Source organism: Pseudomonas sp. MCal1 (assembly GCF_026341415.1).
In the GTDB taxonomy this organism is placed as follows: domain Bacteria; phylum Pseudomonadota; class Gammaproteobacteria; order Pseudomonadales; family Pseudomonadaceae; genus Aquipseudomonas.
In genome coordinates this window covers 105719-120217 of sequence record NZ_JAKUMP010000019.1, presented here as the reverse complement: position 1 = coordinate 120217, position 14499 = coordinate 105719, and the positions used below count along the sequence as shown (strand labels likewise).

Genomic DNA, 14499 nt, shown 5'->3' with positions numbered 1-14499 from the left:
TAGGTCATCGTCAAGATTAAATTCCGAAACCCCAATTGCGAAAGCAGTTGGGGTTTTGTTTTGCCCGCAGGAAAGTTCTTACAGCATTCTCAGCCGTCCTGCGGCTGTCCTCGCCGGCCGACAATGCTAAGGTTCAGCCCTAGCTTTAGTACTTTTCCAAGGAAGCCTTCATGCCGGACACTCAGTCCCTCAACGCTGCATTCATGGTCGTTCAGAGCAACAGCCTGGATGAACTGCGCAGCCTTGTGATCAGCATCATGCGGCGCTATCCATTGGCCCCCCTGGAGAACGAAATCGCGCTCGTGCAGAGCAACGGCATCGCTCAATGGCTCAAGTTGGCACTGGCTGAGGATCCTGAAGAAGACGATTCAGGCGGCTGTGGTATCGCCGCCGCTATCGAAGTGCAATTGCCGGGCAGTTTCATGTGGCAGCTGTACCGGATGGTTCTGGGGCGAGAGGAAATTCCAGCGAAGTCGTTGCTCGACAAGGCGCCGCTGACCTGGCGTCTGATGCGCCTGTTGCCACAGGTTATCAACCGTCAACATTTCGAACCGCTGCAACGCTTCCTCACCCATGACACCGATCTGCGCAAGCGCTACCAGTTGTCCGAACGTCTGGCAGACCTCTTCGACCAATACCAGGTTTACCGCGCAGATTGGCTTGAGGACTGGGCAGAGGGGCATCATCAACTCCGCAATGTAAGAGGTGAAGCGAAACCACTCTCACCGTCCAGTTGCTGGCAGGCAGAGTTGTGGCGTGCCCTGCTGGACGACGTAGGCGAGCAAGGCATGGCCCAAAGTCGGGCGGGCGTGCACCAGCGATTCATGGAGCGCATCAACAGTCTTGAGCACGCACCTGTCGGTCTTCCCCAGCGGGTCATCGTATTCGGAATTTCGTCGCTGCCTGCTCAGGTACTGGAGGCATTGGCCGGGCTATCCCGTTTCAGCCAGGTTTTGTTGTGCGTCCATAACCCCTGTCGTTATCACTGGGCCGATATCGTTGCCGACAAGGATCTCTTGCGTCACCAGTACAAGCGGCAGGCTCGAAAAAACGGCATGCCTGTAGTGCTGGATTCGGAAACGCTCCACCAACATGCTCACCCGCTACTCGCAGCGTGGGGCAAGCAAGGTCGTGATTACATCAGCCTTCTCGACAGCTACGACGAGCCTGACAGCTATCGTGCAGCATTTCGCAACGGACGCATCGATCTGTTCAGCGAAACCCAGCCGAACAACATGCTCAACCAATTACAGGACGACATTCTGGAACTGCGGCCGCTCAGCGAGACTCGAGCACTTTGGCCGGCAGTCGATCTGACTCAAGACAACTCGATCCGCTTTCACATTGCCCATAGCGCCCAGCGCGAAGTGGAAATTCTTCACGACCAGCTCCTGGCCCGTTTCAATGCCAACCCCCAATTACGCCCTCGCGATGTAATCGTGATGGTGCCTGACATCGATAGTTATGCGCCGCATATCCGAGCCGTATTCGGGCAGCTCGACCGTCAGGACCCACGTTTCATTCCTTTCACCATGGCCGATCAGGGGCAGCGAGGGCGGGATCCATTGCTGATCGCTGTCGAACATCTGCTCAAACTGCCGGACAGCCGTTTTCCCGTCAGTGAGATCCTCGACTTGCTCGACGTTCCTGCGTTACGCGCCAGGTTTGGTGTGCAGGAGCGAGACTTGCCGACCCTGCATCGGTGGATTGAAGGGGCCGGCGTACGTTGGGGCATCGATGCCGGACAACGTGCCGGACTGGGATTGCCCGACCAACTGGAGCAAAACAGTTGGCGCTTCGGCTTGCGTCGGATGCTGCTCGGTTATGCCGTTGGCAGTTCCGGTGCCTGTGGAGATATCGAGCCTTACGATGAGATCGGTGGTCTCGATGCTGCATTGATCGGTCCGTTGGTGGCGTTGCTGGATGCACTGGAACTCTCGCATCAGCAACTGATGAAACCCGCGCAACCACAGGAGTGGGGACATCGGCTTCAGGCGTTGATGCAGCTGTTTTTCAAGCCCGAAGATGAGCATGACGACTACCTGTTGGCTCAGCTCGAGGAGTTGCGTGAAACCTGGCTGGAAACCTGCGAGGCCGTCGGTCTGCTGGAGGAGCTGCCACTGACCGTCGTCCGTGAGGCCTGGCTGGCGGGGCTGGATCAGGGGCGTCTGTCGCAGCGCTTCCTGGCCGGAGCTGTGAACTTTTGTACGCTGATGCCAATGCGCGCGATCCCGTTCAAGCTGGTTTGCCTGTTGGGTATGAACGACGGCGATTATCCACGCGCTCAACCGCCGCTGGACTTCGATCTTATGGGCAGCGACTACCGGCCGGGGGATCGTTCCCGTCGGGAGGATGATCGCTATCTTCTGCTCGAAGCGCTCTTGTCCGCCCGTCATCAGCTCTACATCAGTTGGGTGGGCCGAAGCATTCGCGACAACAGTGAGCGGCCAGCCTCAGTGTTGATCGGCCAGTTGCGCGATCATCTCGCCAATGGATGGCGATCGGCTGATGACAATGAGGATCTTCTGATTGCCATGACTCAAGAGCATCCATTGCAGCCATTCAGTTCGCGCTACTTCCATGAGGAAGACAAGCTGTTCAGCTACGCCAGCGAGTGGCAGGTGCTGCATCAACCTCACGAACAGAACGACGTAGCTACAATGCTTGCGCCCCATACCCAGGAAGAACCGTTGAGTCTGGAACTGCTGCAGGACTTTCTGCGCAATCCGGTCCGACATTTTTTCACTCAGCGACTCAAGGTTTACTTCGAAGCGGCGCAGGTACCTCAGGCTGACGAGGAGCCTTTTGTGCTGGATGCATTGCAGCGATACATGCTCAGCGACAGCTTGCTCGGGGCAGCCATGAGGCTCCCGGACAACGTAGATCAGGCGCTCGAGTCTCAGGCCCGACGCCTCCAAAACAGCGGACTGTTGCCCATGGCCGGATTCGGTGAATGCCTTCAGCGAGAGCTGATCGAGCCTTTGCCTGACTTGTTGCAACGCTATCAACAACTGTTGGCATTATGGCCAACACCCCTGACCAACGCGCTACCGATCAATTTTGAATGGCAGGAACTGCGCCTTGAAGGATGGCTGGGAGGTTTGCACCGACGCGCCGATGGCGGCGTACTCTCGGTCACAACAATCCCCAACAGCATTGGCTCGATCAAGAACCGCAAATGGCATCGACTGATCAAGCCCTGGGTCAGCCATCTTGTCGCGTGTGCCAGTGGCCTTTCCCTGACGACCGCAATGGTAGCCAGCGATGACACGCTCCTTCTGGAACCTCTGGAACAGACTCGAGCGGGACGAATTCTTGAGGATCTGCTCCTCGCTTGGCAGACGGGCATGCGCCAGCCACTGCCGGTCGCGGTGAAAACAGCTTTCGCATGGCTGGGGCAGACAGATCCGGTCAAGGCTGAAGCGGCTGCCCGCAAAGCCTATGAGGGTGATGGTCAGACCAACGAAGGCGAACGTCGCGAAAGTCCGGCTCTGACCCGACAATTCGCCGACTTCGATGCACTGCAGGCGGATGAAACCTTCTCCGGTTGGTGTGATGCACTGTATCGCCCTTTGCTTGAGGCGCCGTGGCGCTCATGGACTCATGAGGAGGCAGGCGCATGAGCAACCAACAGCCTCTCGCGCTGGCATTCCCGTTAAGGGGCAGTCAACTGATTGAGGCCAGTGCGGGCACTGGCAAGACGTTCACCATTTCGGCTTTATATCTGCGATTGATCCTCGGCCACGGAGGCGAGGGGAGTGGTTTCGGTCGTGAGCTGTTACCCCCGCAGATTCTCGTGGTGACCTTCACCGACGCGGCGACCAAAGAACTGCGCGAACGTATACGTACACGTCTGGCCGAGGCCGCCCGTTTCTTCCGTGACGAGACGCCTCCCCCTGATGCGCTGATCGATGAATTGCGTGCACAGTTCGATCCGCAACAATGGCCCGGTTGCGCCAATCGCCTGGATATCGCCGCGCAATGGATGGACGAAGCCGCTGTTTCGACGATCCACAGCTGGTGTCAGCGAATGCTGCGCGAGCATGCATTCGACAGCGGCAGTCTGTTTACCCAGACCCTGGAAACCGATCACAGCGACCTGCTCGGCGAAGTCTTGCGCGATTACTGGCGGCTGTTCTGCTATCCGATGCAGGGCGATGCCTTGAACTGGGTTCGCAGTCATTGGGCAGGCCCGGCGGCCTTGTTGCCGCGTGTGCGTGGGCTGTTTGGCACCGAGCGCGAAGGGGATTCAGACAAGACACCATCCGAACTGATCGAAGAATGCCTGCAGGAACGCCGTGCGGCATTGGTTGAGTTGAAGGGACCATGGCGGCAGTGGGCCGATGAGCTACTCGCCATCTGCCATCAGGGCGTCGCCAACAAAACCGTGGACGGGCGCAAGATGCAGGCCCGCTATTTCGAGCCCTGGTTCGAAAAGCTCAAGGCCTGGGCCGAGGACGAGGCGCTCGAACAACTGGATATCGGTACCGGGTTCGCCCGGCTCACGCCGGATGGCATGGCTGAAGCCTGGAAAGGCGAGCCGCCGAGTCACCCGGGCCTGGATGCAATGCCGGTGCTCAAGTCGAGCCTGGACAATTTGCCGACGCCCGATGCGGCTGTGCTGCAGCATGCTGCCAAATGGGTCGGTGCCCGCTTTGAAGACGAGAAGCGCCGTCGGGCCGAAATGGGTTTCGACGACATGCTGTTGCGTCTGGATGCGGCCTTGCAGTCCGACGGTGGGGAACGTCTCGCCACGCTCATCCGCGAGCAGTTCCCGGTCGCCCTGATCGATGAGTTCCAGGACACGGACCCGGTGCAGTACCGGATCTTCGAAAGTATTTATCGCATTGAAGAGGATAACCCCGAGACCGGGCTATTCCTGATCGGCGATCCGAAGCAGGCGATCTATGCCTTCCGTGGCGCGGACATCTACACCTATCTGCGAGCCCGGCAGGCCACAACCGGGCGCCTGCATACACTGGGCACCAATTTCCGTTCCAGTCACGGGATGGTCAGTGCGGTCAACCATGTGTTCGAACGTGCGGAGTCCCGTGAGCAAGGGCGCGGAGCATTTCTGTTCCGAGAGAAAAACGGCGTTAACCCGGTGCCGTTCCAGCCTGTGCAGGCTCAGGGGCGTAAAGAACATTTGCAAGTATCCGGGCAGGACGTACCGGCGCTGAACATCTGGCATTTATCCACGGACAAGCCACTGTCCGGGGCGGTCTATCGCCAGCAGTTGGCGGCAGCCTGCGCCAGTGAGATCACGACCCTGCTCAATGGCGGCCAAACCGGTCGCACCGGGTTTGTGCAGGAGGGCAAGGATTGGCGCGGGCTGCGACCAGCGGACATAGCGATCCTGGTGCGCGATGGTAAAGAGGCGCAGGCGATACGCGGTGAACTTGCAGCGCGCGGAGTCCGCAGCGTTTATCTGTCGGACAAGGACTCGGTGTTTGCCGCTCAGGAAGCCCATGATCTGCTGTCATGGCTCAAGGCATGCGCCGAGCCGGATGTCGAACGCTCCCTGAAAGCCGCGCTGGCGTGCATCACCCTGAATCTGCCACTGGCTGAGCTGGAGCGTCTTAATCAGGACGAACTGGCCTGGGAAACCCGGGTCATGCAGTTCCGTGGTTATCGTGAGCTCTGGCGCAAGCAAGGGGTGCTGCCGATGCTGCGGCGCCTGCTGCACGACTTTCAATTACCGCAGATGCTCATCGCCCGCAGTGATGGCGAGCGGGTGCTGACCAACCTTTTGCACCTGTCGGAGTTGTTGCAACAGGCTGCGTCGGAGCTCGATGGCGAGCAGGCACTGATCCGTCATCTGGCCGAGCATCTGGCGCTGTCCGGCCAGGCAGGCGAAGAACAGATCCTGCGTCTTGAGAGCGACGAACAACTGGTCAAGGTCGTGACCATTCACAAGTCCAAGGGGCTTGAATACCCGTTGGTGTTTCTGCCTTTCATCTGTTCGGCCAAACCTGTGGATGGCAGTCGGTTGCCGCTGCATTATCACGATGAGTCCGGCGAGGCCCGCATCAGTCTGAAACCCGACGCCGAACTGATCGCCCTGGCGGACAACGAGCGCCTGGCAGAGGACCTTCGGTTGCTCTACGTCGCGCTGACCCGCGCACAACATGCGTGCTGGCTCGGAGTGACGGATCTCAAACGCGGCAATCACAGCAGTTCGGTGTTGCACCTTTCTGCGCTGGGCTATCTGTTGGGTGGCGGCGCAATGTTGAATGAGTCCAGCGGATTGGCTCGTTGGCTGAGCGATCTTCAACAGGATTGTCCGGCGCTGAGCGTTGTTGAAATGCCGGAGGCTACCGGCGAGGAGTATCAGCCCCCGCGTAACGAGGCCACGCTACGTGCCACCCTTTTACCGGCTCGCAAGGCCAGCGAGAACTGGTGGATCGCTTCGTACAGCGCCTTGCGCATCAGTGATGTGCTGAGCGTCGGCAACGATGAAGCTCCCGACAGTCCGCAAGCGCAAAAGCTGTTTGACGACGAACGCCTCGATCCCGAAGCTCCACGCGAGATCATCGCCGGCGGGGCTGACATTCACCGTTTCCCCCGTGGACCGAATCCTGGAACGTTTCTTCACGGTTTGCTGGAGTGGGCGGGGGAGGAAGGGTTCGCGGTGACTCGCGAGTCGCTGGACGACGCGATTGCCAGGCGTTGCAATCGGCGGGGCTGGGAAGGCTGGATCACCACCCTCGGTGACTGGTTGCAACACTTGCTCAAACTGCCACTGCCTGTGGGCCTCGACCAACCGCCAGTGGTGCTCGAGCAATTGAAGCAATATCGGGTCGAGATGGAATTCTGGTTCGCCAGCCACAAAGTCGACGTGCTCAAGCTTGACGAGCAGGTGCGACAGTTCACCCACAACGGTGTTGCCCGGGTCGGTGCGGAGGCGGTGCAGCTCAATGGCATGTTCAAAGGCTTTATCGACCTGACGTTCGAGCATGAAGGTCGTTACTACGTGGCCGATTACAAATCCAACTGGCTGGGTGTCGATGACGCTGCGTATACCGAACGCGCCATGGAACAGTCGATTCTCGACAACCGGTACGACCTGCAATACGTGCTGTATCTGTTGGCTCTGCATCGTCAGCTCAAGGCGCGGCTTGTCGACTACGACTACGACCGGCATATCGGCGGCGCGTTGTATCTGTTCCTGCGCGGGACGCGCGCCCCTGGCGGTGGCGTCTACTTCGCGCGACCACCACGGGAGCTGATCGAGCGCCTGGACTTCATGTTCCAGGGCAAACCGCAACCCAAGGCCGAGCCCGCGTGGGAACAGGGAGTACTGCTATGAGCCGGACATTCACCGACCTGCTGCCAACGCCACTGACCGCCGAAAAACTCGCGCAACTGACGCCCCTGACGCGTGCCGATGATCTACTGCTGTTGCTGACCCAATGGGTCGAGCGTGGCTGGTTGCGGGCACTGGACAAAGCCTTCGTGGCCTTTCTTCATGAGTTGGCACCCGATATCGATCCGCTGGTATTGCTCGCCGCCGCATTGACCAGTCACCAGCTCGGCCATGGTCATGTCTGCCTGGATCTGTTCGAAACCCTCAAGGCGCCGGATTTTGCTCTGTCCCTGCCGCCGGAGGGTGATGCACAACTCGGCGTGTTGCTGCTGCCATCGCAACTGCTGGATACCCTCGACGGAGCGCACTGGTGCAAGGTGCTGGCGGGCAGTTCTCTGGTGGCGCTGGGCGCCGACGAAGGCGCGTCGGCTCGGGAGCGCCCGCTGGTGTTGTCCGGCAAACGCTTGTACTTGCGGCGCTATTGGGCCTACGAGCGGCGTATCGACAACGCATTGCGTCAGCGCCTCGCGGAGCAGGAAGCGACACCACCCGATCTCGCACGCCGGCTGGACACACTGTTCGATCCGGCCCAGCGCGCAGATGTCATCGACTGGCAGAAACTCGCCTGCGCCCTGGCCACCCGAAGTGCCTTCAGCATCATCACCGGCGGTCCGGGCACCGGCAAAACGACAACGGTGGTCCGTCTACTGGCGCTGCTCCAGGCACCTGCGGTCGAGGCGCGTCAACCATTGCGAATTCGGCTCGCGGCGCCTACCGGGAAAGCCGCGGCGCGGTTGACCGAGTCCATCAGTCAGCAGGTGCAATCGCTGAAGGTCGCTGACAGCGTCCGGGAAAAAATCCCGACCGAGGTGACCACGGTGCACCGCCTGCTGGGCAGCCGTCCCGGCACTCGGCATTTTCGCCATCATGCCGCTAACCGTCTGCCCCTGGACGTGCTGGTGGTCGATGAAGCGTCGATGATCGACCTGGAAATGATGGCCAACCTGCTCGATGCCTTGCCGCCTCATGCCCGGTTGGTGTTGTTGGGCGACAAGGATCAACTGGCCTCGGTGGAGGCTGGTGCAGTGCTGGGGGATTTGTGTCGCGATGCCGAAGCGGGTTGGTACAGTCCGCAGACCCTCCAGTGGTTGGAAAGTGTAAGCGGCGAATCCCTGCAGGAAAGCGGCTTGCACGAAGGCTCTGACGGTTCGCACCCGCTGGCCCAGCAGGTGGTGATGCTGCGTCACTCGCGGCGTTTCGGCGAGGGCAGCGGCATCGGCCAGCTGGCGCGACGGGTGAATCAGCAACTTCCGATTGAGGCTCGGCAGTTGCTGGAAGCCAATGCTCATGGCGATGTGTTTTCGTTGCCGCTTCAAAACGAACACGACCGGAAACTCGAGCACCTGGTACTCGATGGTCACGGCGAAGGCCCCCACGGTTATCGACACTATCTGAGCGTTTTGCGCGATCGACGCCCTGCGAGTGGTACGCCGCTTGAGCATCCAGGCTGGGTCGATTGGGCGCGTGACGTCCTGCAGGCCTTCGATACCTTCCAGTTGTTGTGCGCAGTGCGCAAAGGGCCGTGGGGTGTCGAGGGGCTGAACCAGCGCATCACTGACGCGTTGCTCAAGGCGCGGCTGATCGAGAGCGACCAGCAATGGTACGAAGGTCGGCCGGTGCTGATGACTCGAAACGACTACGGTCTGGGGCTGATGAACGGTGATATCGGCATCGCCCTGAAATTGCCCGAGCGCGATGGACCGGATGCCGGTAAGTCCGTGTTGCGAGTGGCGTTCCCGCGTAATGACGGGCGCGGCGGTGTTCGCTTCGTGCTGCCGAGCCGGCTCAACGATGTCGAGACCGTCTTTGCGATGACTGTGCACAAGTCTCAGGGCTCGGAGTTCGCCCATACCGCGCTGATACTGCCGGACGCCCTGAATCCCGTGTTGACCAAGGAACTGATCTACACCGGAATTACCCGGGCCAAGGACTGGTTCACCTTGATTGAACCCCGCAGTGGCGTATTCGAGGAGGCAGTACAACGTAAGGTGAAGCGTTTGAGCGGGCTGATGCTGGAACTGGAAGAAGGGACTACGCCTCGAGGATGAAGGGGCTTTCGATTACTGCCGATCTTTGACCGGCCGGTCAGGGGCGCTGTATCGCTGGCGTTCCAACGCTGTGCTATCGTTGCGGCATCATTTCGTAACGATCCAAGAGAATCCTTGCATGAAGGTGGCTGTCTGGGCGACAGAGCGCGTAGTTGGCTGCAAGTGGGCATTGCTTGCCGGTGTGCTCTTTTGGTTCACGGGTGTGGCCGCTGCCCAGACTCAGACCCCGGTGGGCATGGCCGAACAGCGGGCCAAATCCGTCACCCAGGTTGTCCTCGGCATCCTCAGTTATGCGCGCTGGCCGGTAGAGCCGGCGCAGTTGCGTCTGTGCATCGTCGGCCCGACCGAGTACACCGACGACTTGGTCAAGGGCACGACTCAGGCCACGGGGCGTCCGGTCATCGTGCGTCGACTGTTGGCCGACAACCCGGCCCTCGTCAGCGAGTGCGACGCGGTCTACATCGGCAAACTCACGACCGACGAACGCAGCCGGCTGTTCGCGTCTCTGATCGGCCATCCGGTGCTGAGCATCAGCGAAGGCGGTGATCAGTGCACGGTCGGCAGCCTGTTCTGCCTGCGGGTCGGCGATGAACAAGTGTCGTTCGAGGTCAATCTCGACTCCGTCGCCCGCAGTGGCGTGCGCATCCATCCCAGCGTGCTGCAGTTGTCGCGCCGCAAACCGGCGGTGCCATGAGACGCGACAAATCCACAGAGCGTCCGACCCTGGGCTCGGTCATCGGCCGTGGCAACCTGATTGTGGCGCTGGTTGCCGTGGCAATGGCCAGTGTGTCGCTGACGCTGCTTGGGGTGCTGGCACTGCGGGTCTACGCCGATCACAACCTGCATTTGATCGCCCGCTCGATCAGTTACACGGTGGAAGCCGCCGTGGTGTTCAACGACAAGGCCGCCGCGACCGAAGCGCTGGCATTGATCGCCTCGACCGAAGAAGTGGCCGATGCCCAGGTGCTGGACACTCAGGGTCAATTGATCGCGCGCTGGCAGCGTCCGGAGAACGGCCTGTTTTCCGAATTGGAGATGCAGGTCGCGCGGGCCATTCTGGAAAAACCCATTAGCCTGCCGATCCTGCACCAGGATCGAGAGATCGGTCGCATCTTGTTGATCGGCCACGGCGGCAGCCTGATGCGCTTTCTGTTGAGCGGGCTGGCGGGGATCATTCTCTGCACGGCGATCAGTGCCTGGGTCGCGCTCTTTCTGGCGCGACTGCAGTTGCGCAGGATCATCGGCCCGTTGCACAGCCTGGCGGCAGTGGCGCATGCCGCCCGAAGTGAGCGGGCGCTGGACCGACGCGTACCTCGGGCGAAGATTGCCGAACTGGATAACCTCGGCAATGACTTCAATGCCTTGCTCGATGAGCTCGAAGACTGGCAAACCCACCTGCAAAGCGAGAACGAAACCCTCGCCCACCAGGCCAGCCACGACAGCCTCACCGGATTGCCGAACCGGGCCTTTTTCGAAGGCCGCCTGATCCGTGCGCTACGCAACGCTCACAAACTGAACGAGCGCGTGGCGGTGCTGTTTCTCGACAGCGACCGATTCAAGAACATCAACGACAGCTTCGGTCATGCCGCCGGCGACGCAGTGCTGGTGGCGGTGGCCAATCGGGTGCGGGCGCAGCTGCGTGAGGAAGATCTTGTCGCGCGTCTGGGCGGTGATGAGTTTGCAGTCCTGCTGACGCCCTTGCACAAGACCGAAGACGCCGAGCGCATTGCCGACAAGATCCTCGCCAGCATGGACACCCCGATTGCGCTTCCGGGCGACAGCAGTGTCGTGACGTCGCTCAGTATCGGCATCGCCGTTTACCCCGATCATGGCGCCACGCCCGGCACCTTGCTCGATGCGGCAGATGCCGCGATGTATCAAGCCAAGCGCTTGTCGCGCGGCGCCCAATTCACGGCCGGGTCGGAGCACCCGGTCGATCCCGTTCAAACCAGGAGCTGATGCCGTGTTCTCACTTTCCATTCGACTGTTTTCCACCCTGTTGCTGACGGCCATGCTGGCCTTGACCGGTTGCCAGACCGCCCCACAAAAAGGCCTGACGCCGGCTCAGGTCGCTGTCCTCAAGCAACAAGGCTTCGAGTTGACCGATGACGGCTGGGAGTTCGGCCTGTCGGGCAAAGTGTTGTTTGGCAGCGATGTCGAAAGCCTGAACCAGCAAAGTACCGAAATCGTCGAGCGTATCGGCAAGGCGCTGCTGGGTGTCGGTATCGAACGGGTGCGGGTCGATGGTCACACCGACGCTTCGGGCAAGGAAACTTATAACCAGCAACTGTCACTGCGTCGCGCGAAAAGCGTCGGCAAAGTGCTGACCTCGGTCGGCATGAAGGAAGAGAACATCCAGCTGCAAGGCCTCGGCAGCCGCGAACCGGTCGCTTCCAACGACACTGCAGCCGGCCGCACCGAAAACCGCCGGGTGTCGATCGTGGTCAGCGCCGATTAATCGGCGAACTGCATTTCACGTGTCTCACCCATCAACAGACCCTGATTGCGCTCGGTCACCTCGCGGATGTAATCCCACAACAGGGTAATCCGCTTGAGCTTTCGCAGATCCTCCCGGCAGTACATCCAGAACTGCCGGGTGATGTCGATTTCCTCCGGCAACACCGGCAGCAGACGCGGATCCTGAGCCGCGAGGAAGCACGGCAGAATCGCCAGCGACCTTCCTTGCTGCGCCGCCACGAATTGGGCGATCACGCTGGTGCTGCGCAAATGGGCGCTGGCGCCGGGCAACACGTTCGCCAGATACAGCAGCTCCGAGCTGAACGCCAGGTCATCCACGTAACTGATGAATTGATGCTTGCCCAGATCGGCGGGGCGGCGGATCGGTGGGTGTTTGTCCAGGTAATCCTGGGTCGCGTAGAGCTGCAAGCGGTAGTCGCAGAGTTTGCAGCACACGTACGGTCCGTGTTCCGGGCGTTCGAGGGCGATGACAATGTCGGCCTCGCGCTTGGACAGGCTGATGAAGTGCGGCAGCGGCAGGATGTCCACGGAGATTGCCGGGTAAGCGTCGACAAAGTGGCTCAGTTGCGGGGTGATGAAGAAGCTGCCGAATCCTTCCGTGCAGCCCATCCGCACATGCCCGGACAGCGCGACGCCGGAGCCGGACACCTGCTCGCAGGCCATGTGCAGCGTGCTTTCAATCGACTCGGCATAACTCAACAGACGCTGGCCTTCGGCAGTCAGCACGAAACCGCTGGTGCGCGACTTTTCGAACAGCAAAGTGCCGAGCGCCGCTTCCAGCGAACTGATCCGCCGCGACACGGTGGTGTAGTCCACCGCCAGGCGTTTGGCTGCCGTGCTGGCCTTGCGGGTACGGGCGACTTCGAGGAAAAACTTGAGGTCGTCCCAGTTCAGCGAGCCTAGAGAGGTGATGTTTTTTTGCATGATGGACGGGCTTATATGTGCGTTCTTATTAGAAGTTTGCACATCTATACTCCAAAAACAGTCCGACAACCAATTCGTGACACACGCCTCATCTCAAGGCGGATCTTTCGCCTTGGCTCCCAAGATAAAAACAATTTCCGGAGACCAGCATGAACGCATCGCTTACGCCCAACGAAACCACGATCCAAAAGGTCAAGCTGCTGATCGACGGCGAGTGGGTCGAGTCGCAGTCCACTGAGTGGCACGACATCGTCAACCCGGCGACCCAGCAGGTTCTGGCCAGGGTTCCGTTCGCCACCGCCGCTGAAGTCGACGCCGCCGTCAGCGCCGCCCAGCGCGCCTTCCAGACCTGGAAGCTGACCCCGATCGGCGCGCGCATGCGCATCATGCTCAAGCTGCAAGCGTTGATCCGCGAGCATTCCAAACGCATCGCCGTGGTGCTGAGCGCCGAGCAGGGCAAGACCATTGCCGACGCCGAGGGCGATATTTTCCGTGGCCTGGAAGTGGTCGAACACGCCTGCTCCATCGGCAGCCTGCAAATGGGCGAGTTCGCCGAGAACGTCGCCGGCGGCGTCGACACCTACACCCTGCGCCAGCCGATCGGCGTCTGCGCCGGGATTACGCCGTTCAACTTCCCGGCGATGATTCCGCTGTGGATGTTCCCGATGGCCATCGCCTGCGGCAACACCTTTGTACTCAAGCCATCCGAACAGGATCCTCTGTCGACCATGCTGCTGGTGGAGCTGGCGATCGAAGCCGGCATTCCGGCCGGTGTATTGAACGTCGTGCACGGTGGCAAGGACGTGGTCGATGGCCTGTGCACCCACAAAGACATCAAGGCCGTTTCGTTCGTCGGTTCGACCGCCGTCGGCACCCACGTTTATGACCTGGCCGGTAAACATGGCAAGCGCGTGCAATCGATGATGGGCGCGAAGAACCACGCGGTGGTGCTGCCGGATGCCAATCGCGAGCAAGCGCTCAATGCACTGGTCGGCGCCGGTTTCGGTGCGGCCGGTCAGCGTTGCATGGCCACCTCGGTGGTGGTGCTGGTGGGGGCGGCCAAACAGTGGCTGCCGGATCTGAAAGCGCTGGCGCAGAAACTCAAGGTCAACGCCGGCAGCGAGCCGGGCACCGATGTCGGTCCGGTCATTTCGAAAAAGGCCAAGGCGCGGATTCTCGATCTGATCGAAAGCGGTATCAAAGAAGGCGCCAAACTCGAGCTGGACGGTCGCGACATCAGCGTGCCGGGCTACGAGAACGGCAACTTCGTCGGCCCGACCCTGTTCTCCGGGGTGACCACCGACATGCAGATCTACACCCAGGAAATCTTCGGCCCGGTGCTGGTGGTGCTGGAAGTCGACACCCTCGATCAGGCCATTGCGCTGGTCAACGCCAACCCGTTCGGCAACGGCACCGGCCTGTTCACCCAGAGCGGCGCGGCGGCGCGTAAATTCCAGACTGAAATCGACGTCGGCCAGGTCGGCATCAACATCCCGATTCCGGTGCCGGTACCGTTCTTCAGCTTCACCGGTTCACGCGGTTCGAAACTCGGCGACCTCGGCCCGTACGGCAAGCAAGTGGTGCAGTTCTACACCCAGACCAAAACGGTTACGGCGCGCTGGTTCGATGACGACAGCGTCAACGACGGCGTGAACACCACCATCAACCTGCGCTGAGGAATGG

At 60.6% G+C, this 14499-nt stretch carries 8 protein-coding genes; 7 read left to right on the top strand and 1 reads right to left on the bottom strand.

Annotated elements, in window-relative coordinates:
- The first annotated feature begins 170 nt into the window (after positions 1 to 170).
- The 6 genes from recC (at position 171) to MKZ87_RS26700 (ending at position 11872) form a co-directional block, all read left to right on the top strand.
- The gene (recC, locus tag MKZ87_RS26725; protein ID WP_085702391.1) at positions 171 to 3623 is read left to right on the top strand and encodes an exodeoxyribonuclease V subunit gamma; all 3453 of its coding nucleotides are present in this window, start codon (positions 171 to 173) and stop codon (positions 3621 to 3623) included.
- Positions 3620 to 7309, top strand: coding sequence for an exodeoxyribonuclease V subunit beta (recB, locus tag MKZ87_RS26720; RefSeq protein WP_085702392.1), 3690 nt, complete (start codon positions 3620 to 3622; stop codon positions 7307 to 7309). Before recC ends, recB begins: the two co-directional genes overlap by 4 nt.
- The gene (gene recD, locus MKZ87_RS26715) at positions 7306 to 9414 is read left to right on the top strand and encodes an exodeoxyribonuclease V subunit alpha (protein WP_085702393.1); all 2109 of its coding nucleotides are present in this window, start codon (positions 7306 to 7308) and stop codon (positions 9412 to 9414) included. Before recB ends, recD begins: the two co-directional genes overlap by 4 nt.
- A gap of 118 nt (positions 9415 to 9532) precedes the next feature.
- Positions 9533 to 10108, top strand: coding sequence for a YfiR family protein (locus tag MKZ87_RS26710; protein ID WP_085701332.1), 576 nt, complete (start codon positions 9533 to 9535; stop codon positions 10106 to 10108).
- Positions 10105 to 11373 carry a diguanylate cyclase domain-containing protein gene (locus MKZ87_RS26705; RefSeq protein ID WP_085701333.1) on the top strand — a complete coding sequence of 423 codons (1269 nt, stop codon included), beginning with the start codon at positions 10105 to 10107 and terminating at the stop codon, positions 11371 to 11373. The genes MKZ87_RS26710 and MKZ87_RS26705 overlap by 4 nt, the downstream gene beginning before the upstream one ends.
- 52 nt (positions 11374 to 11425) lie before the next feature.
- Positions 11426 to 11872: an OmpA family protein gene (locus tag MKZ87_RS26700; protein WP_371807405.1), complete on the top strand. Its 447-nt coding sequence runs from the start codon at positions 11426 to 11428 to the stop codon at positions 11870 to 11872.
- On the opposite strand, the gene MKZ87_RS26695 is transcribed toward MKZ87_RS26700, so the two are convergent.
- Positions 11869 to 12816 (bottom strand): LysR family transcriptional regulator, encoded by a 948-nt coding sequence (locus MKZ87_RS26695; RefSeq protein WP_085701334.1) that lies wholly within the window; start codon positions 12814 to 12816, stop codon positions 11869 to 11871. The genes MKZ87_RS26700 and MKZ87_RS26695 overlap by 4 nt on opposite strands.
- 149 nt (positions 12817 to 12965) lie before the next feature.
- On the opposite strand from MKZ87_RS26695, the gene MKZ87_RS26690 reads away from it, so the two are divergent.
- Positions 12966 to 14492: a CoA-acylating methylmalonate-semialdehyde dehydrogenase gene (locus MKZ87_RS26690; RefSeq protein WP_085701335.1), complete on the top strand. Its 1527-nt coding sequence runs from the start codon at positions 12966 to 12968 to the stop codon at positions 14490 to 14492.
- Positions 14493 to 14499: the final 7 nt, after the last annotated feature.